14 protein-coding genes and 1 tRNA gene are annotated in these 21926 nt (G+C 45.5%); 12 read left to right on the top strand and 3 right to left on the bottom strand.

Going from position 1 to position 21926, the window contains the following annotated elements:
- Positions 1–21: 21 nt before the first annotated feature.
- The 10 genes from KE626_RS14645 (at position 22) to KE626_RS14690 (ending at position 15193) form a co-directional block, all read left to right on the top strand.
- Positions 22–1086, top strand: coding sequence for a DUF1972 domain-containing protein (locus tag KE626_RS14645; protein WP_211973659.1), 1065 nt, complete (start codon positions 22–24; stop codon positions 1084–1086).
- Between the two features lie 38 nt (positions 1087–1124).
- The gene (gene gmd / locus KE626_RS14650) at positions 1125–2237 is read left to right on the top strand and encodes a GDP-mannose 4,6-dehydratase (RefSeq protein WP_211973660.1); all 1113 of its coding nucleotides are present in this window, start codon (positions 1125–1127) and stop codon (positions 2235–2237) included.
- A 1-nt stretch (position 2238) separates the two neighbouring features.
- Complete coding sequence (fcl, locus tag KE626_RS14655) at positions 2239–3168, top strand: GDP-L-fucose synthase (RefSeq protein WP_211973661.1); 930 nt, start codon at positions 2239–2241, stop codon at positions 3166–3168.
- A gap of 91 nt (positions 3169–3259) precedes the next feature.
- A complete protein-coding gene (locus KE626_RS14660; RefSeq protein WP_211973662.1) occupies positions 3260–4840 on the top strand; it encodes a hypothetical protein in 1581 nt (526 codons plus the stop codon).
- Positions 4841–5055: 215 nt separating this feature from the next.
- Positions 5056–6960: an ABC-F family ATP-binding cassette domain-containing protein gene (locus tag KE626_RS14665; RefSeq protein WP_211973663.1), complete on the top strand. Its 1905-nt coding sequence runs from the start codon at positions 5056–5058 to the stop codon at positions 6958–6960.
- Between the two features lie 214 nt (positions 6961–7174).
- Positions 7175–7735, top strand: coding sequence for an RNA polymerase sigma factor (locus tag KE626_RS14670; protein WP_211973664.1), 561 nt, complete (start codon positions 7175–7177; stop codon positions 7733–7735).
- 61 nt (positions 7736–7796) lie between these two features.
- On the top strand, positions 7797–8993 hold the full coding sequence (locus KE626_RS14675; RefSeq protein WP_211973665.1) for a FecR family protein: 1197 nt from the start codon (positions 7797–7799) through the stop codon (positions 8991–8993).
- A gap of 326 nt (positions 8994–9319) precedes the next feature.
- Positions 9320–12577, top strand: a complete 3258-nt coding sequence (locus tag KE626_RS14680; protein WP_211973666.1) for a SusC/RagA family TonB-linked outer membrane protein — start codon at positions 9320–9322, stop codon at positions 12575–12577.
- Positions 12578–12601: 24 nt separating this feature from the next.
- Positions 12602–14041 carry a RagB/SusD family nutrient uptake outer membrane protein gene (locus KE626_RS14685; protein WP_211973667.1) on the top strand — a complete coding sequence of 480 codons (1440 nt, stop codon included), beginning with the start codon at positions 12602–12604 and terminating at the stop codon, positions 14039–14041.
- A 33-nt stretch (positions 14042–14074) separates the two neighbouring features.
- Complete coding sequence (locus KE626_RS14690; protein WP_211973668.1) at positions 14075–15193, top strand: TlpA disulfide reductase family protein; 1119 nt, start codon at positions 14075–14077, stop codon at positions 15191–15193.
- Between the two features lie 74 nt (positions 15194–15267).
- Here KE626_RS14690 and KE626_RS14695 read toward each other — a convergent pair whose 3' ends face one another.
- The 3 genes from KE626_RS14695 to KE626_RS14705 all read right to left on the bottom strand — a co-directional run bounded on the left by KE626_RS14695 (position 15268) and on the right by KE626_RS14705 (position 17927).
- Positions 15268–16857, bottom strand: coding sequence for a hypothetical protein (locus tag KE626_RS14695; protein ID WP_211973669.1), 1590 nt, complete (start codon positions 16855–16857; stop codon positions 15268–15270).
- A 384-nt stretch (positions 16858–17241) separates the two neighbouring features.
- Positions 17242–17313 (bottom strand) — tRNA-Arg (locus tag KE626_RS14700).
- Between the two features lie 47 nt (positions 17314–17360).
- Positions 17361–17927, bottom strand: coding sequence for a MarC family protein (locus tag KE626_RS14705; protein WP_211973670.1), 567 nt, complete (start codon positions 17925–17927; stop codon positions 17361–17363).
- Between the two features lie 86 nt (positions 17928–18013).
- Between KE626_RS14705 and KE626_RS14710 the strand changes: the two genes are divergently transcribed.
- On the top strand, positions 18014–18598 hold the full coding sequence (locus tag KE626_RS14710; RefSeq protein ID WP_211973671.1) for a helix-turn-helix domain-containing protein: 585 nt from the start codon (positions 18014–18016) through the stop codon (positions 18596–18598).
- A 100-nt stretch (positions 18599–18698) separates the two neighbouring features.
- On the top strand, positions 18699–21911 hold the full coding sequence (locus KE626_RS14715; protein ID WP_211973672.1) for a SusC/RagA family TonB-linked outer membrane protein: 3213 nt from the start codon (positions 18699–18701) through the stop codon (positions 21909–21911).
- Positions 21912–21926: the final 15 nt, after the last annotated feature.

Below are 21926 nucleotides of genomic sequence, written 5' to 3' on the forward strand. Positions count from 1 at the left end.
AAAGTCGAATTGAAATCGTAAATGAAAAAGGTAGCAATAATAGGCACGGTAGGAATACCCGCTGGTTATGGAGGTTTTGAAACATTAGTTCATCATCTTGTCCAGCATCTGGATAATGAATTTGATTTTACTGTTTACTGCAGCGCACCAGCCTATAAAGATAAACCAGCTCGTTTTGGACGAACCAAGCTGGAATACATCAGGTTAAATGCAAATGGAGCGCAAAGTATTCCCTATGATATTGTTTCTATGACATCTGCCGTATTTTCAGGGCATGATATTCTGCTTGTTTTAGGCGTTTCCGGTGCTTTGTTTTTGCCCTTTATCAGGTTATTCACCAACAAAAAACTGATTGTTCATATAGATGGGCTCGAATGGAGACGGAATAAATGGAATACTTTTGCAAAGAAGTTTTTAAAGTTCTCTGAATATATCGGTGTAAAATTCGGGCATAAAATTATCGCTGATAATAGTGAGATCCGTACTTACATTGAACAGGAATATCAAAAAGACAGCTGTCTCATTGAGTATGGCGCGGACCACATCATACAGAACCTGTATCCGCAAAAAGGATCATATGCTTTTTCAGTTTGCAGAATTGAACCCGAGAATAATATTCATGTTATACTGGAAGCCTTTTCACAGAGTGGCCAGCCAATAAAGTTTGTTGGTAATTGGGAGAAGTCAGCCTATGGAAAGGCATTGCGTGAGAAATACAGCGCCTTTGATAACATTGAATTATTAGCTCCCATCTACGATCAGGAGAAACTGGATTTGCTCCGGTCGAACTGTAAGGTATATATTCACGGCCATTCGGCCGGGGGAACAAATCCTTCTCTGGTAGAAGCAATGTACCTGGGGTTGCCTATTTTTGCATTTGATGTACCTTACAACCGTGCTACTACTGAAGACAAATGTTTGTACTTTGAAGATGCAGCTGCATTGACCAAATTACTAAAGGAGAAAAGCGAAGGAGGTTCGCAGGTGCTGAATGCCATTGGATGCGATATGAAGGAGATTGCCAAAAGAAGATATGAATGGAGCATTATAAGTGAAAGTTACAGAAGTGTGCTGGAAGCAGTATAAATTGGTTACATTCTATAATACTAATATTTTTTAAGGATATGAAAAAGGCCCTTATAACAGGTATTACTGGCCAGGATGGTGCTTATCTTGCGCAGTTACTGCTCAAGAAAGGATATGAAGTGCATGGAATTAAAAGGAGAAGTTCTCTCTTTAACACAGACAGGATAGACCACTTATACCAGGATCCGCATGAAGCCGATGTCCGCTTCAAACTTCATTACGGCGATCTGACTGATAGTACTAATCTTATCCGTATTATCCAGGAAGTACAGCCTGATGAAATATATAACCTTGGCGCAATGAGCCATGTACAGGTAAGTTTTGAAGCACCAGAGTATACGGCTGATGTTGATGGTATAGGAACGCTTCGCATCCTGGAAGCCGTCCGTTTGCTTAACCTGACCAAGAAAACAAGAATATACCAGGCATCTACATCGGAATTATATGGTTTGGTACAGGAAGTACCACAGTCGGAGAAAACTCCCTTTTATCCGCGTTCGCCCTATGCGGTGGCCAAAATGTATGCTTTCTGGATTACCGTAAATTATCGCGAGGCCTATAATATGTATGCCTGCAATGGTATCCTGTTTAATCACGAGAGTCCGCTGCGTGGGGAAACCTTTGTAACAAGGAAAATTACCCGTGCAGTGGCAAAGCTATCGTTGGGTATGCAGGATAAACTTTATATGGGAAACCTGGACGCAAAACGCGATTGGGGACATGCAAAGGATTATGTGGAGGCCATGTGGCTTATTTTGCAACAGGAAACCGCCGAAGATTTTGTAATTGCTACAGGTATTACCACTACCGTACGTGATTTTATCAGGATGGCATTTGCGGAGGTGGGCGTTGAAATTGAATTCAGAGGAGAGGGACAGCATGAAAAAGGATATGTAAAAAGTAACACTCATCCGGAAGCTCCGTTAACTGTGGGACAGGAGGTTGTTGCAGTTGATCCCAGGTACTTCAGACCAACTGAGGTTGAACTACTCATTGGGGATCCCACAAAATCCAAAACAAAGCTGGGGTGGGTACCTAAATATGATTTGGCAGCATTGGTAAAGGAAATGGTGGCAGCTGATGTAGAACTCTTCCAACGCGAAAAGCTGCTGAAAGATGCTGGCTATAAAGTTTTAAATCAATTTGAATAAAATGAACCCCCAGGACAAAATATATGTAGCCGGTCACAGAGGTATGGTGGGCTCTGCAATTGTAAGGCGCTTGCAACAGGAGGGCTTTGACAACATTATTACCCGTACCTCAAAAGAATTGGATTTAAGAGACCAGCAGGCAGTGGCGGCATTTTTCCAGGAAACAAAACCTGATTATATTTTTTTGGCAGCCGCCAAGGTTGGTGGGATAATGGCGAATAACACCTATCGCGGACAATTCATTTACGAAAACCTGATGATACAGAACAATGTTATTCATCATGCGCACGTTAATGACGCTAAAAAGCTCATGTTCCTCGGCTCATCCTGCATTTATCCTAAAATGGCCCCGCAACCTATGAAGGAGGAATATTTGCTGACAGGTCCGCTGGAACCGACCAATGAGCCATATGCTGTTGCAAAAATTGCCGGCATAGAAATGTGTGATGCTTATCGTGCGCAATACAACCGGAATTTCATTTCTGTAATGCCCACAAACCTATATGGCCCTAATGATAATTATGACCTGAATAACTCACATGTATTACCCGCAATGTTGCGTAAAATGCATGAGGCAAAAGTCAATAATCAACCCGAAGTAGTTATCTGGGGAACAGGAACGCCTAAACGTGAGTTTTTGCATGCAGATGATATGGCCGATGCCTGCTTTTTCCTGATGCAGCATTATAACGAGCCAGGCCTTGTTAATATTGGAATAGGAGAGGATATTAGTATTAATGACCTTGCAATTCTTATAAAAAAGATAGTTGGATATACCGGCCAGTTAACATTTGATAAATCAAAGCCGGATGGTACACCCAGGAAGTTAATGGATGTAACAAAACTCAACAGTTACGGATGGAAAGCAGGTATATCTCTCGAAGAGGGTATACGAAAAGTATATGAGCAGGTGAAAGGGCAATTTCAGTAGTGTGCCCTGGTCTAATGGAAATCTAATTACTTGATAAACGTCATTGATTTGGAAACCATTATCTTTGCCCCTGGCAAGCAATACATTTTATATGCATAAACAAGGCTACGTACTAGCGCTGTTAACCATCTGTTCTCTGGCTATAACCTCAAATGCAAACGCTCAAAGCGCCGGACGACAGTTTTCACTTGGCTTCTACAAGCCCGTCGGAGATACTAACTGGCGCAGTTATCACTCATCTCAGCGGGATTATTCCATACAGCCCGTCTTCGATCTTCCCCAGGAAAGAGATACAACGAAGAAGCGGAGCTGGTTTCACCGGAAGCTGTTTAATGAACACCTGTTGGAATATCACCAGGAAGATTATGATTTCTATGCAAGTTTCTTACCCGATTTTATGCTGGGACATAGCTCCGATAATGGGACTACGTGGTTGAATACACGTGGAGCGATTGCCGGAGGCCGACTCGGGAAAAATTTTACCTTCCGGGCTGAATTTTATGAGAATCAGGGCAAATTCCCTCAATATATTGACAGCTACGGGCGGAGTACTAAAATAGTTCCCGGTCAGGGCGAATGGAAAGATTATAATAAGGGTAAAGCATTTGATTTCGCATACTCCTCTGCCCTGCTTGATTATAAAGCGGGCAAATTCCTCGACTTTCAGTTGGGATATGACAAGAATTTTATCGGGGATGGATATAGGTCCATGCTGCTATCAGATAATTCTTTTAACTACCCTTTTCTGAAAGTGATAGCCAATGTAGGAAGGATCCAGTATACCACCATGTGGGCGCAGTTTATCGATATGCAATACCCCAAAGCCTCTTACGATAACGGTTATCGCAAAAAATGGGGAGTATTCAATTATCTCGATTGGAATGTGTCCAAAAAAGTATCCATAGGGTTCTTTGAAGCAGTAATATGGCAGGATTCCGACTCCTCCGGCAAGAGAGGCTTCGACATGAGTTACCTTAATCCGATTGTATTTCTCCGCCCGGTAGAGTTTTCTGTAGGGTCACCCGATAATGCATTAATGGGGCTGAACGTTAAATATGCGGCTTCTGCGAACAGTACTATTTATGGCCAGTTTGTACTCGACGAATTTAAATTTAAGGAAATAACCAGTGGAGATGGCTGGTGGGCAAATAAATTTGGCGGGCAGATAGGTTTCCGTTCCAACAACATATTCAAGGTGCCCAAACTGAATGTGCTAACGGAAGTAAATGCCGCCAGACCCTACACCTATTCTCAGCGGTCTACCCTGAATAACTACGGACACTACAATCAGCCATTAGCACACCCTATGGGCGCCAATTTCGTAGAATGGGTAAACATCGCCGACTATCAATACAGAAGATGGTTTTTTAAGGGAGAGCTGATGGTGGCGAAGTACGGTCTTGATACTGCGGGGATCAATTATGGTAAGGATATCTATAAGTCTTACTTTACCCGGCATGAGGATTTCGGCAATCGCATAGGTCAGGGACTTAAAACTAACCTGATGTATGTTCAGGGTACCGTTGCTTTCTTACTTAATCCTAAATATAATTTACGCCTGGAAATGTCAGTAACTGGTCGCAGGGAGAAAAATGCCCTTTATGATAATAAAGAGCTGATTTTCCAGTTTGGCCTTCGCAGCAGCTTCCGGCAGCTTTATTACGACTTCTGATAAATGTTGTAAAACACGCAAGCCCTTCCGCTTCCCAGCGCAAGGGCTTTTTATTTTAAAAACGCAAAGAGGGGCAGGATAATAATGGACAAAGGGCCGAAATGCTGTGTTTTATTAAAAAGCTATCAGGTACAGGAAATCCCAGTTATCCTATAATGAATATACGGAAAAATTATCATAATCCCAGTGTTGCCGATAATTTATAACTTCGCATTATGCATTATGTTACAGTAGAAGGGCTTACCAAATCTTTTGGGACCAAACCATTATTCAAAGACATTTCTTTTCATATTGAAGAAGGAGATAAAATAGCGCTGGTGGCGCTCAACGGTACAGGAAAATCCACCCTGCTGCGGATTTTATGCGGAAAGGATGTGCCCGACAGCGGTAAAGTTTGGATCCATAAGGATGTAACCGTAGTCATGCTGGAACAACAATCAGCCTTTGACCTCTCTAAAACCGTGATAGAGAACATCTTCAATCACGATAATCCCGTTCTGAACGCCATTAAGGAGTATGAACTGCTGACAGAAGAAGGGCATGAAGACCCCGACCTGGATAAGCTGACAGACGCCATCGCCAAAATGGACGAGCTTAATGCCTGGCATTTCGACTCCAAAGTAAAACAGATATTAGGTAAATTAAATATACATAACCTTGATCAGCCTGTTGGTTCTCTGTCTGGTGGCCAACAAAAAAGAGTTGCCCTGGCAAAAGTGCTGATCGAAATCGGCTTCGAGCATAAACATGTGCTACTGATCATGGATGAGCCAACCAACCATTTGGATGTATCCATGATTGAGTGGCTGGAAAATTATCTAGATCAGGAAAAAGTAACCTTGCTGCTGGTAACCCACGATCGTTATTTCCTGGACAGTGTATGTAATGAAATCATGGAACTGGACCAGGAACAGCTGTTCATCTATAAAGGGGATTACGAAAACTACCTCGAAAAAAAGGCTGCCAGGGAAGAAATGGACAAATCCAGTGTGGATAAAGCCCGGAATCTCTATCGAAAAGAGCTGGAGTGGATGCGGAAGCAGCCCAAGGCCCGTACCACCAAGTCAAAATCCCGGCAGGATGCTTTTTACGAAGTAAAGGAGAAAGCCGCTACTAAAGTAGCTGATCAACAACTGGAACTGAATGTAAAAATGACCCGCCTGGGCGGTAAGATACTCGAACTCAAAAAAGTATATAAATCCTTCGGCGACCTCAAAATCCTGAAAGGAATGGATTATACTTTCAAAAAAGGAGAACGGGTTGGCATTGTCGGCAAAAACGGGGTAGGGAAATCCACCTTTCTGAACATGTTGCTGGGAAGCGAACAACCCGACTCTGGTAAAATCAATATCGGGGAAACCATCGTGTTTGGTAATTATTCCCAAACAGGTCTGGTAGTGAAGGAAGATATGCGGGTAATTGAGTTTGTAAAAAATATAGCAGAAAATTTCCCGCTGGCAGATGGCACTAAAGTGAGCGCTGCCCAGTTCCTGGAACTATTCCTCTTTCCTGCCGAAAAGCAATACACTTATATTTCCAAGTTAAGTGGTGGTGAAAAGAGAAGACTGCACCTGCTGTCTATCCTCTTCCGCAACCCTAACTTCCTGGTACTGGATGAGCCTACCAATGACCTGGATTTACCTACACTCAGCATCCTGGAAAGCTTTTTACAGGATTTCCAGGGCTGCGTAATCATCGTAAGCCATGATCGCTATTTCATGGATAAACTCGTGGAACACCTGTTTGTTTTTGAAGGAGACGCCAACATCCGGGACTACCCCGGGAACTATACCCAGTATCGCGAATGGCAGAAGGAAGAAGATAAGAAAAAGACCGCTGCGCCTAAGAAAGAGACAACCCCTGAACCGGTAGCAGTGGCCGCCCCTGCGGCCGAAAATAAAGGACGTAAGTTGTCCTTCAAGGAAAAGAGAGAACTGGAGCTGCTGGAGAAAGAAATAGAACAACTCGAAACAGAAAAGAAAACCATTGAAGCTACTTTAGCTAGTGGTGAACTGGCTTTTGATAAAATGGAACCCATGACACATCGCATCGGAGAGATCATTCAACTGCTGGATGATAAAGGAATGCGCTGGCTGGAGCTCAGCGAAATAAACGGATAATGAAAATATTGTCATCTATAAAACACAGCAGCCGCCTGACACACATCAGGCGGCTGCTGTGTTTTACGCCATACGCGCCTGGAGAAAAGTCCGCTTCTTTATCTGTTTGCATTTAACGCACCCCCTCCGCGATCTCATTATTTTATTTTATGTTTACAGCTACATTGACAAAATTTTGTTGGATAGTAGTGATTTGTATAACGAGCCAAAATTATTGCTACAAATAGCAGCAGGGAAAGAAGCTTCTTTCAGTATCCTGGTAGACCGCTATTGGCCCAGGGTATATGGTCATGCGCTGGCTTATGCCAAATCTCAGCATGTAGCGGAAGAAGTAACCCAGGATGTATTTATGGACCTGTGGCATAACAGGGAAAAACTTACTGCCGTTGAGCATTTCGATAACTATCTTTTTATTGTAGCCCGAAACCGGATATTTAAAGCGATCCGTAAGAAGCTGGAGGAAACGGAAGCCCTGGAAGACGTGCATGTGGCGGAAGATATCTGGCTGCCGGATCAACATGCGGAGTTCCGTGAAATAAAGACGCTGTTGCTGAACGGCATCGACGAACTCCCCCCGGTTCGCCGCCAGGTGTTTACTATGAGCCGCATAGAAGGAAAATCTTACGAAGAAATCTGCCAGGAACTTGGCATCTCCCGTAATACCGTAAAAGAACATATCGTTAAGGCACTCAACTTTCTCAGGAACTATATGGCTGTTCGAGGGCGCCCTATGTTTTCTATGGCAGTTTTTATAGCCACTACTTTGTTGCACTAAAATTTTTTTTCGTAACAACCACCCTTCTCCTGAGAAAATGGGTCTTTATAAATAAGCAGGTATGATGACATCCGAAATATTACAGCAGTTATTGGACGAATATGCAATGGGTACCATTTCGCCGGAAGACAGGCAACGTTTGTTGGCTGCCTTGCGCGATCCGGTATGGGCTGGTACTGTGGGCGATTTCCTGCTGGAAGATCTTCATGCCGGCCGGTATGACGTGGTCGCGGAGGAGTTTCCTGAAGTAGGGAAGCGGCTCCAGCAGCACCTGGCAACGCAATTACACGCCGCTAAGCAGGTTCCTGTAGCCTCTCACCGTAACATTTTCCGGATGGGGTGGCGTAAGGTAGCTGCTGCTGTGTTGTTGATCGGTGGTGTAGCTGCTGCGGTTATTTATCTCTCAAATCCGCGGAAGGTATCAACAAAAAATACCGCGGGAATGGCCGCGAATATAGGTCCCGGCGGGCACAAAGCTATGCTTACGCTTTCTGATGGGAGTACTATTTTGTTAGACGATGCTTCCAAAGGGGCCATTGCGCAACAGGGAAACACACAGATTCTGAAGCAGGGCAACGGGCAACTGGCTTATCAACCGCAGTCCGGGACCAATACAGCTACATTATGGAATACGGTCAGCACCCCGCAGGGCGGCGATTACCAGGTTGCATTGCCTGATGGCACTAAAGCCTGGCTAAACGCGGCATCCGCTATTACATTTCCAGCGGCTTTTACCGGGAAGGAGCGCCAGGTAACTGTTAAGGGAGAAGTATACCTGGAAGTGGTGCAATCAGCCGCGCATCCATTTACAGTTATAGCCAACGGTGTTGCCATAAAAGTGCTGGGTACCAGCTTCAATATCAATGCTTATAACGATGAAGACTATACGAAAATTACCCTGGTAACAGGCAGTATAAAAATCAATTCAGGTAACCGCGACTGGCTGCTGAAGCCAGGCCAGCAGGCTGCTGCCAACAACCGGGATGCTACTGTTAAGGTAAGTGCCAATGCAGATCTGGAGCAGGTATTGGCGTGGAAGAACGGATTGTTCAATTTCAATGGAGCAGATATCCGTGCGGTAATGCCGCAGCTCGAAAGATGGTATGGTATAAAGGTGGTTTATGAAGGAGCTGTACCTGATATAGTTTTTAAAGGAGAGATGTATAAAAATGTAAATCTGTCGGATGTATTGGAAATGCTTAAAGCAATGGGCGTAAAATGTCGTATGGATGGCAAAACATTAATAGTAAGCGGCTAACTAAAAGAACAATGAGTATTTAAAAATCAACCATCATTAAACAATTAATCCGGACGGCTTCAGAATAAAGACCGGCGGGGTTGCAGCAGCAGCCTGCCATAGCATTGCTATGCCTTCCACAAACACAAAGAATATCAGAAGTAGTAAAATCTTCCAACAAAAAACCGGAAGCGTTAGCGCACTTCCGGTGAAGGTCTGGCTGATTGAAAATTAAGGTCACTGTAAAGACTGCTTATTTACCAACCAAACAAAACGAAATTATGCAAAATTCTGCGAATCGCACGCGGAGGGCCAGGAGGCGCCCTGACATCGCCAAAATCTTTTTAATGATGAAATTAACCATGATGCTATTGACCATCGGCTTTTTGCATGTTTATGCGAAAGGGGTCTCTCAGAACATCAGTTTCTCCGGTAAAAATGTGCCGCTGGAAACGGTTTTTACGGTTGTTAAACAACAAACCGGCTGCGTTTTTATGTGTACCGAATCACTACTTCGTATATCCCATCCCGTTACTGCGGATGAAAAAGATGTGCCGCTGGAAAAATTCCTGGCAGATATCTTCCGGGCACAACCGCTGCAGTACAGTATAAAAGGGAAAAGCATTTTCGTTTATGCCAGGCCGGTACCGCCGCCGGCGCCGGATGCGATGCCAGCCATATCCCAGCCGGTTACGGGGCGTGTTACCGGTCCAGATGGACAACCTCTTCCCGGTGCTACCATCACAGTAAAAGGCGGTAAACAGGCGGGGGTTACCAACGCAGAGGGTATTTTTACACTTTCCCTGAATGCGGGAGAAGTACTTATTGTCACTTTTATAGGATATGAAAAGAAGGAATATACAGTGACCGCCGCCATGATCAGAGGTGGCAATATGACTATTACCCTGGCGCGTTCAACCAGCGTATTAGATGATGTGCAGATTATTGCCTATGGTGCTACCACCAGGCGTTTAAGCACCGGCAGCATTGCAAAATTAAAAGGAGAGGACATCCGCAAACAGCCTGTAGAAAGCCCGCTGCTGGCACTGAGTGGCAGATTACCCGGTGTGCAGATATCGCAGACAAGCGGCCTGGCCGGGGCTCCGGTGAGTGTAACTATTAGGGGCAAAAATACTTTGGGAGCAGGATCAGATCCGTTATATGTGATCGATGGTGTTCCCTTTGCGCATTCTCTTGGAAGCGTAACCTTTGCCAGTGGCATTTCTGCACAAACGATGGGAGGACTCATGGGAGCCAATTCAGGTGGGAGCCCATTCGTTACTATAAACCCGGCAGATATAGAAAGTATTGAAGTATTGAAAGATGCCGATGCTACCGCCATCTATGGCTCACGTGGCGCCAATGGCGTAGTGCTGATTACCACCCGCAAAGCCAAAGCGGGCAAAACATCCGTAGATGCCAGCTACTATACCGGGTGGGCCAGGCCCACCCGCATGGCCGAAATGTTAAACACGCAACAATATATAGCCATGCGCAGGGAGGCATTTCAAAACGATGGTATCACGCCAACGGCTTCAAATGCCACTGACCTGATGGTGTGGGACACTACACGATATACCAACTGGGGAAAATTGTTGTTGGGCAAACAGGGCCGCAGCAACGATGCACAGGTACGTATATCGGGTGGCAGCCAACAGACCCAGGTTTCGCTGACTGCGGGCTTCCACAGGGAAACGCCCATTTACTATGGTAGTATGCCTGATAACAGGGCCAGCGTACGCGCTAACCTGACGCACCGGTCGTCGGACAATAAGTTTTCGATCTCCTTTAGCGGCGGCTTCAGCTCTGATAAGAACGAGGTCACTACCACTGACCTGATGCAGTTTCTTACCGCAGTGCCCAACGCCCCCTACCCGCTGGACTCAAGCGGCAACCTGGTGTGGCGTGATAAAGGCATCAATTTTTCCAACCCGCTCGCGTATACCTTCAAACAGTTTATTGCTAATACAGAAAATATGCTCGGTAGCATGAACCTGCGCTACCAGGTAATAGAAGGGCTTCAGTTGAAACTGGATGCCGGATACAATTCCCTGCGACTGGACCAAACAGCCACCAATCCCATCAAATCCCAGAGTCCTTATAGTGCTACACTTAACAGCACCGCAGATTTTTTCACCAAAAATGCCCGTAACTGGATCATAGAACCACAGGCAGAATATTCCCGGCATCTGGGAAAAGCTGGTTTACAGGTATTGGTAGGGGGCAGTTTTCAGGAGCAACTGAATCAGCAAACTAAAATCAGCGCCAGCGGGTATGCCAGCGATGATTTGCTTTTAACCCCTGGTCCCGCTTCAGTAAAAAGCGTAACAAGCGGTTACAGCAAATATCACTATGCAGCATTATTTGGAAGAGTAAATCTTAACTGGGATGGTAAATACCTGCTGAATGTGTCGGCCCGTCATGATGGATCCAGCAGATTTGGCCCTGGTAAACAGTTTGGAACGTTCGGAGCTGTGGGTGCAGGCTGGATATTTTCTGAAGAAAACTTTATGAAAAACTGGTCCTTCCTGAGCTTCGGTAAATTAAGGGGTAGCATGGGTGTTACCGGAAATGACCGCATCGGGGATTACCAGTATCTATCCCAATGGGCGCCCACTAATGCGGCCTTACCTTACCAGGGTGCAAGCGGGCTTTATCCGGCTAATCTTGACAACCCCAATTATGCCTGGGAACGTAACCGAAAATGGGAGGCAGCACTGGAGCTTTCTTTCCTCAAGGAACGGGTTTACGTTAGTGCAGATTACTACCTGAATAAAACAGATAACCAATTAACAGGACTCACCCTTCCTTCGCAGGTTGGTTTCTCCTACGTGAATGCAAACCGCGATGCCATACTTCAGAACTCGGGATGGGAGCTGATGCTGAATACAACTAACGTAGAGAAAAAGCATTTTAGCTGGAAAACGGCTTTTAATATCACCATCCCCCGAAATAAACTGATCGCCTATCCCGGTCTGGAAGATACTTATTATGCCAGCGTTTGGTCTATCGGGCAACCCGTTACCATTTCCAAATGGATCGCATACGAAGGCGTAGACCCTCAGACAGGCGTACATAAACTTGGCGGTATGTCTGTTCCCAAAGACCAGACAGCAGTATATGATCTTGCACAACGGTTATACGGTGGTCTGCAAAATACCTTTACCTACCGGAACTGGACACTGGATTTCTTTTTCCACTTTGTAAAGCAACGGGGAAAAACAAGTATCCAGTTCCAGGCTCCCGGCGCCAGAACCAATCAGCCTGTGGCAGTACTTGACCGCTGGCAGCATCCCGGTGATATCACCGATGTACAGCGCTTTACTACAACCGGTACAGCGGTAACTACTTATAGTTACTATGCCAACTATTCAGAAGCCCGCATCACTGATGCTTCGTTCGTGCGTTTGAAAAATGTTGCGTTGTCATATCAATTCGAACAAAATATAGTAAAACGGATAAAAGCGGATAATGTCCGGTTGTATTTACAGGCGCAAAACCTGCTCACATTTACGCACTATAAAACCGGTGATCCTGAAACCATGACATTCAGCTCTATGCCTCCGATGAGAATGCTGACCATAGGCGCACAGATATCTTTTTAATTATTTCATTCTAAAGCAGTAATCATGAAAAATATACAAATCGGCATACCTTCTGTTTTTCTGAAAACCCGTTGGTGGTGGATGGCGAATTGCCTTGTGCTGATAATCGTGTTTTCTTCCTGCCGGAAATTTGTGACAGTAGAAAATCCGCCCGATATCCTGACAAGCGATAAAATATTTACGAGCGACAAATCAGCAACGGCTGCCATGCTCTCTATTTATATAAGCATGATGAATGACCAGTATGGCAACAACGGTTCATTTGCCTGTTTCTCTATGTCTTCATTGGCAGGTATGTCGGCCAATGAAATGACCTGGACCCAGAATAATACTTCTGCTCCGTATTTCCAGCAATTTTCTGATCATGCACTCACACCGGATAACAGTTACATAGGTACTTTCTGGTCCGACGGCTACGGATATATTTACCGGACTAATGCCATTATCGAAGGGTTAAGCAAAGCAAGTGGCGTAACGGATAGTGTAAAAACACAATTGGGAGGAGAAGCCCGGTTTATGAGGGCATTTTGCTATTTCTATCTTGTTAATCTTTTTGGTGATGTGCCATTGGTACTTACTACCGCGTACAAGGAAAATATGAGCCTGCCAAGAACGCCGGCAGCTACCGTATGGCAACAGATTATCACCGACCTGAAAGATGCTAAGGCATTACTGTCTGATAGATACCCTACCGCCGAAAAGTTGCGTCCTAACCGTTATACCGCCAGCGCGCTGCTGGCAAGGGCATACCTGTATAACAAGCGTTGGTTGGAAGCAGAGAATGAAGCCAGTGCTATCATCAACTCCGGTAAGTATGGCGCCGCACTCCCTATGCCGGCCGAGGTCTTTAAAAAAGAAAGTACAGAGGCGATCTGGCAGTTACAGCCGGTAATAGCCAATGCCAACACACCGGAAGGAGGAATATTTCTCACCGCCGCTAATACCCGGCCCAATTACGAATTAACGCAGCAGCTTTTGAATGCTTTTGAACCCGGCGATAATCGCAAAACAACCTGGATTGGATTCAGCAGCGTTGCTAATCCCTCCTGGGCATATCCAGCCAAATACAAGGCAGGCGCCGGTGCGCTGACAGAGTACTACATCGTTTTCCGGCTTGCTGAACAATACCTGATAAGAGCGGAGGCAAGAGCACAGCAGGGTGGTAAAATACAACTGGCACAAAATGACTTGGATGTTGTTCGTAGCCGCGCAGGCCTGGCGCCAACAACTGCTGCCGATCAACCCTCACTGTTGCTGGCCATAGAAAAGGAACGGCAAACAGAATTTTTCGCCGAGTGGGGACATCGCTGGCTGGATCTGAAAAGAACCAATCGTGCAGCAGCATTGCTGCAACCACTCTCGCCGCCCGGTACCTGGAAGCCAGGATCTGTGCTGTATCCTATTCCAGATCTGGAACTTAAGGCGAACCCGGCGCTCACGCAGAACGATGCTTACAATAACTAACAAATATTTATCATCCACTATAAAGTTCAGCAAATGAAAAAAATATTATTGTCATCATTACTGCTATGGCCCGTTGTTATGATGGCCCAGGACACTACTTTTACTATAAAAGGCAGCATCGGAAAACTCGATATACCCGCAAAAGCCTACTTGTCTTATCGCAATGCAGATGGAAATGTATTGGACTCTGTAATGATCAGGAAAGGACAATTTATATTCAAAGGAGCCGTCACAGCCCCGGTAATGGCTACCCTGTCGATAGACCATAAAGGAGAAGGTCGGCGAAAGGAGATGGATGCACTCGTTTGTTATATTGACCATGGCAGCTTTCAACTGCTGGCCAAAGACTCTGTGAAGCATGCCGTTATTAAAAATTCTCTGATAAATGACGCATATCATGCATACCAGCAACATTTTGCAGCTGTGGAACCTGTGCTGAAAAGCCTGGATGCCAGGTGGGCGCGTGCTACGGATGCGGAGAAAAAAGGAACTGCCCTGCGCGACAGTATGATGGGCGTAGCCACTCCACTGTTCGAAGAGAAAAAAAGGCTGCAGCGTGTTTATGTACAGGAACATCCGGAGAGTTATTTCAGTCTGCTGGCGTTGAAAGAATTTGCCGGTAGCAGTATTGACTATGGCACGGTTGCTCCACTGTTTAATAATTTGTCTGTCGCAAACAGGAATAGTAAAACAGGGGTTGAATTTGCCAAACGGCTGGATATTGCAAAGCTTACTGCCATAGGCGCTATGGCGCCGGGTTTTACGCAAAATGATGTTTCCGGCCATCCGGTAAACCTGTCAGACTTTAACGGCCGGTATGTACTCATCGACTTCTGGGCATCCTGGTGTGGGCCCTGCCGCGGCGAAAATCCCAATGTGGTGAAGGCCTATCAGCAATTTAAAGACAAAGGATTTACTATCCTTGGTATATCACTGGACCAGGACAAAGAAGCGTGGGTAAAAGCAATTGAAGCCGATAAACTTGCCTGGACACAGGTGTCAGATTTAAAATTCTGGAAGAATGCAGTAGCGCTGCAATATGGTATCAGAAGTATTCCGGCAAATTTGCTCCTCGACAAAAATGGAAAAATTATTGCCAGGGATCTCAGGGGAGAAGCATTGGAAAAGAAGCTGGCTGAATTGATGAACTAAGAACTCATATATGGTAGGGGCTGCCCAAAAGCCAAAAATGGTTTTGGGTCAGCCCCTTCAGTATGTTGCGGTTGTTAATTTTTTCTTTTTTCCTGCTGTGCTTTCCACTCTTCCAATGCTGCTATCTTTTTATTTTGCTCAATAAGATACAGCGTTAACTCTTCTACTTTTTCCAGTAGTTTTTTATTCATTTCTCCCACATCAATTCCGTCTTTTGCCACTTCAGCAGCAGAGGGAATGCCTTCCAGGTGCTGATGTGTAGTCAGATATTTTTCAACAGTTGTTAATGGTGTAAGCGGATAGTCTTTGCTGAAAACATAGTCAGCCCAGCCGGTTTGAGTTACTTTTACCCGTTGCGCGGTGACAGTGCCTTTGACCGAAAACTCCGATTGGGGAGTAGTGGTGCCAATCCCCACTTTGCCGTTATTGGTAATATTGATGACGCCCAAGGCAGGGGGAGTACCTCCGCCGGTTGCACCGATTTTTAGTACGTTGTCACCTTCATTGATCCAGAACCGGCTATCTCCGCCAGATTGCATAGTAATAGATGCCTTGTTATTAGCAGGATCATAGATACTGCATTTGCCGAAGAAGGTACTGGAACCAATGCCCATACCTATTTCATTGATGGTAACAGATGTTTGGTTGCTGTTGGTAGTGCCTCCGGTAAGGCTTAACGGAACATATACTGCCGGCGCCACAGACCTGTTACATCCGATAATTGTAGCGATTCCGTTTACCACCCCAATTTCTGCAGCAATTCCAGTGGCGGAGCTTCCGGTAAGCCAGCTTTTAAATCGACCCTGACCTTCCCATTGGTTGTTACCAACGCCGTCTATTCTTGCAACAACAGTGGTACCGCCATAGAATTTAAAACCTTGTGCATTTGACGGTGCCGCTACACCAAACCACATATGACCGTTTTCCATTCCTATATCCCAACCAGATACTGAAGCACTCAATGGTGCATCCCATAAAGTAATTTTACTGCCGGCACTCCTTGTGGTGAAAGTGGGTCCCCCCAAGCCTATATCATTGAAGCTGATATTATTGGAGGTACCATTATTTAACTTCAAGCTATACCCCATCGTTACAAGTCCGTTCGCATCAATCCGCATCCTTTCAGGCTGCGAAGTACCGCCACCGCCTACACCGGTATGAAAGCTCATTTCCCCGGGTGTTGTGTTATAGGTACCGCCTCTGAGCCCTATTTCAGCACCACGGTAGCTGTCTACTGCGCTGGCGCCGCCATATATACTGATAGCACCGGCTGAATTATTGGAATTGATCAGTGGGGTGGATAGGCCTTTTAGTGCATTTACAAAGCCATTGCTCCTGGTAACACTTAAAGTTGTTCCAATAAAAGTTCCTGCATCATCATAGTTCCAGAGTGCGAAATCAGCGCCACTATTAGGCGTAGCATTGGCAGCATTGGTAAGCCCAAAAGCCCAGCGCCGTTTGCCGATTACGAGGGAGTCGTTATAAAGGACCATTTGTCCCTGACCAATAGCAGAATAGGCAGCTGCTGAACGCATACTGCCAATGCCGGAAATCCAGAATTTTGCCGCTTGTGCACTGGCCGCCTGGTCCTGGATATAGGTCTGTCCTTTTACTGTTTGGGAAAGGCATAGGAGGGTTACCAGGTGAAAGATAATTTTCTTCATAAAATTAAAATGTTAGGGATATGAAATGGTAATTGGGAAATAGGTTTTGAGCAATCTTATTTAGCTATAGGAGACTTTATCTACATCAAGCTATAAGCTAGCTATCCGGCGGACAATTCATCAATATCCGGGCTACACAACCAATGCCGGCCAAAGTACGGCTTGAAACAGCCCCGGGCCTTTTCTGATAAAACTGAATATTCATTTTGGGGAGTGTATATTCTGGTCAACAAAGTATTTGCCGGTACTCGCCTGATTCATCCAGCGTTCCCGGGCGGTTAATTCTTTTTTCGTTCACTACCGTTCCTGGTCCTGAAATGCTTACCAGGTAATGAAAAACGCCCGAACCTAGTAAAACTAAGCTCGGGCGAATAACATTTTTTGTAGCCTCGTCAAGAATCGAACTTGAATCTGGAGCTTCGGAAACTCTTATACTATCCATTGTACTACGAGGCCGGAAAGTACGCAAAACTACATTTTCTAATGAATAATCCCAAATCACATTAAAGATTGATATTACTCTTGAATATTTTAACGGCAATAGCCAGTAGTATTACCCCGAAAAATTTACGCAAAACCATCAGCCCGGCCTTGCCCAGCATACGTTCTATGTAATTTAAACACCGTAGTACGATATATACAATAGCCAGGTTCAAACAGATGCCGGCTAAAATATTATACTGGCCGAAGTCCGCTTTAAGCGACATAATAGTGGTGAGCGTTCCGGAACCGGCTATCAGAGGGAAGGCGATAGGCACCACGCTGCCGGCTTTTGCATCCGGATCGTTTTTAAAAAACTCCAGCCCCAGGATCATTTCCAGGCCAATAACAAATATAACTATGGAGCCCGCCACTGCAAAGGAATGTACATCCACGCTCAGTAATTTCAGAAAAGGTTCTCCCACCAGCAGGAACAGGATCATCAGGAAACCCGATGCCAGGGTCGCTTTGCCGGCATCTATATGGCCGAGCTTTTCTTTCAGGGAAACGAGTACTGGTATGGATCCTACAATATCAATGACCGCAAATAACGTAAAGGTAATGGCCAGAATTTGGTCGATACTGAACATGAATGCTAATTTGTGTAAATATAGGTAGAATGCAGAACGTTTTATCCTAGCGCCTTTCTGCTTATATTTGTTTCAATACTACTTATATGACGGAGGATATTATCATTCAGATCAGTAATAAGATCAAGGAGAAAAGAAAGGCAAAAGGTATTACTATCCAGGAGCTGGCAGACAGGGCACAGGTGAGTAAAGGACTGATATCCCAGATAGAGAATAACAGAACCGTTCCCTCCCTGTTGGTACTGATCAATATTATTAAGGCTCTCCGGCTCGATATGAACGAGTTCTTTAACGAAATTGATCAGCAAACCCAGAGCGCCAAGGTAATCATCAAGCAAAAAGCCGCCTACCAGGAGTTTGAAAAAGAACCGGCCAAAGGCTTTATCTACAAAAGGGTACTCACGAAAAATGTGAAAAATTTCCCGGTAGATATTGTATTGCTGGAACTGAAAAAAGGTGCTACCCGTGCGCAAACCGTGAAAACGGATGCCTACGAGTATAAATATATTATCAAAGGCAGGGTAGAATACCTCATCGATAACGAAAAATATATATTGGAAGAAGGCGACTCGCTGTTCTTCGATGGCCGCCTCGGCCACAAACCCAGTAACATAGGACCCGACAACGCCCAAATCCTGGTCGTGTATTTCTTCCTCGACAGCGAAAAATAGTAATATACAAATACTTAACAATAAATTTAGTATAGGTTAACATTCCGGTCACATTGGAACGTAAACTTTGCATGTAAATAATACCCAAACCTACTTTTACATGCAATCAAATCTACTTCCGGCGCTCAAAAGGCAGCTATGCGCCTTACTATTGCTGCTAATCACCACCACCACACTGTATGCACAACAAGCTATTACCGGGAAAGTCATCTCAGCTGACGATCGCCAGCCGGTAATTGGTGCTACCGTTAAGGTAAAGGGCGTCAACCGCGGCGCCGTAACAGATGCAAACGGAAGTTTTGCCATCTCCGCCGCCACAACCGATGAACTGCAGATCAGCTTTATCGGTTACCTGCCAACATTATATCCACTTAAAGGCGCTTCCGATGTAACCATTGCGCTGCAACCGGATAAGAAAGCCCTCGATGAAGTGGTTGTAACTGCATTGGGTATACGAAAAGAAGTAAAACGGGTAGGTTATGCTGTTCAGGAAGTAAAAGGCGCCGATCTCATTAAAGCCAGGGAACCCAATCCCATCAACGGTCTTACAGGTAAGGTTGCCGGTCTCACTGTAGGCGCTTCCGCCGAACTGCTGGCGGCTCCACTGGTGTTACTACGCGGTAGTAATATCGGGCTGTATGTAGTTGACGGCGTACCCATCAACTCCGATACCTGGAACATTTCTCCGGACGACATCGAAAGTTATACCGTCCTGAAAGGTGTAACCGCCTCCGCGCTGTATGGCTCCCGTGGCCTCAACGGCGCTATCATGATCACCACTAAGAAAGGAACAAAAGATAAGCGCGGCCTGTCCATTGATTTTAACTCCAGCACCATGTTCGAAAAAGGATTTAATGCCATTCCTGCTGTACAGGATGAGTACGGTCCCGGCGATCATGGTAAATACGCATTTGTAGACGGTAAAGGTAATGGTACGAACGACGGTGACTATGATGTATGGGGACCAAAATTCGAAGGTCAGCTGATTCCGCAATACGACAGCCCCGTTGATCCTGCTACCGGTAAACGTACCGGTACCCCATGGATTGCCCGCGGCAAAAACAACCTGCAACGCTTTCTGCAAACAGGGATGCTGAGCACTAACAACATCTCGGTATCTTCTCATACGGAGAAGGCCGACCTGCGATTCTCCCTGTCACATTCTTACCAGAAAGGAATTGTTCCAAACACCTCATTGAACATTACCAATTTTAATATCTCTGCAGGCTATAACTTCTCATCCCGCCTGCGCCTCGACGCCTACATGAATTACAACCGCCAGTATTCCAATAACTTCCCGGATGTAACCTATGGCCCCAACAGTATCATTTATAACACCCTGATCTGGGCGGGCGCCGACTGGAGCATGGATGATATGCGCAATTACTGGCAGCCCGGTAAAGAAGGTATACAGTCCATCTACGCAGAATACCAGCGTTATCATAACCCCTGGTTTATGACATACGAATGGTTAAGAGGACACTATAAAACAGATATCAACGGCTACGCAAAACTGAATTATAAAATCACCGACAAGCTGGAACTGCTGGCCCGTACACAGATCACCAGCTATGACCTGATGCGGAACGAAAAAGTCCCTTACTCAGCCCACCCATATGGAAGGGAAGAAGGTAAAGGGGATTACCGGGAAGACAAGCGCACTTTATTTGAAAACAACACCGATGTGTTGTTATCCTATACCAACATGTTCCCGCATAAAATTGGTGTCCACGCTTCTGTTGGTGGTAACGCCCGCTCTTACAGATTTAATTCCAGCTACGTTTCCACCAACTACCTGAACGCACCGGGATGGTATGGTTTTGGCAACTCACGCGATCCGCTGTTTGCTACCAACTTCCAGGCGCCAATGCTGGTACTGAGTGCCTACGGTTATGTAGATATTGACCTGGGAAAATATGCTACGATCTCCCTCACCGACCGCGTGGATAAAGCATCTAACCTGCCAATCCGGAATAACGTGTATTCGTACCCGTCAGTGGCATTAAGCACCGTAGTGTCCGACTATGTGCAACTGCCGTCAGTGATCTCCTTCCTGAAGCTGAGAGGATCTTATGCCAATGTGAAAGGCGGATTTACCCAGGCTACTATCGGGGCTACACCACTTGCTACCTATCCGCTGGGATATGGAACAGAGTACCAGTCTTCTTACGATGGTCCGGTGTATAACACCGCATCTTATAACGTTGCGCCTGTATACCAGAACCAGGCAGGCGCTTATATCTCTCAAACAATTGCCAATCCTGACCTGAAGCCGTTCGCTACTAAAGTGTTTGAAACGGGAATGGATATACGTTTCCTTAAAAATCGTATAGGCGTAGACGCTACTTACTTTACCAGCCAGAACGGTCCGCAGATCTATGATGTAATTATCTCCAGCGCCACCGGTTATGCTAAAAACCGTATCAACGGTGTAAATACACGTAAAACAGGGTATGAGGTGTCATTAAACGGATCTCCGCTGAGAAATCCTAATGGCCTCAACTGGAATATCACCGCCAACTGGTCTACTTACCAGGAGAAATATGTAAGCATTTATGGTAACGAAACCAAGCTGAATGCCTTTGTTGGTGTGGGTGACCGGGTGGATAAAATATACGGATCTACTTTTGTAAAAACACCGGACGGACAAATCATCAACGATGGTAGCGGTCGTCCTATTATGAACCCTACACAACAGTTCCTGGGTAACGCCAGCGCTGACTGGGTTTGGGGAGTTAATAACAATTTCAGCTATAAAGGTATCAGCCTGAGCTTTCAGTTCGATGGCCGCGTAGGTGGTAATATGATCGATTATATCCAGCAGCAGACTTTCCGCGGCGGACGTAATATTCTCACCACGCAGGGGGCTATGGGAGAAGCCCGCTACCAGGATTATAAAGGCGTGAAATCTTACCAGGGCGAGGGTGTGGTTGTGAGCAACAATGTACCCATCCAGTACGATAACAACGGAAATGTTACCAACTACGATAAGCTGCAATATGCGCCCAATACTACCAAATCCTTTCTGCAGGATTACATCAGCGTATATTATAAAACCAACGAAGCGAACGTAATCAGCAAAACATTTGCAAAACTCAGGGAAGTAACGATAGGTTATGCTTTGTCTCCTGCCTTACTGAAAGGTACTTTCATCAGGGGCGCCAATATATCTTTCGTCGGCAGAAACCTGCTTTATTTCGCTAAGAATAAAGACGTGGATCTCGACCAGTATCCTGGTGCTGACCAGGGTGCATCTACCCTGCAAACGCCTACTACCAAGAGATATGGCTTTAACTTAAACCTTACTTTCTGATCCGACTTACTTATT

The sequence above is a fragment of the Chitinophaga hostae genome (assembly GCF_018224885.1).
GTDB classification, from domain to species: Bacteria; Bacteroidota; Bacteroidia; order Chitinophagales; family Chitinophagaceae; genus Chitinophaga; species Chitinophaga hostae.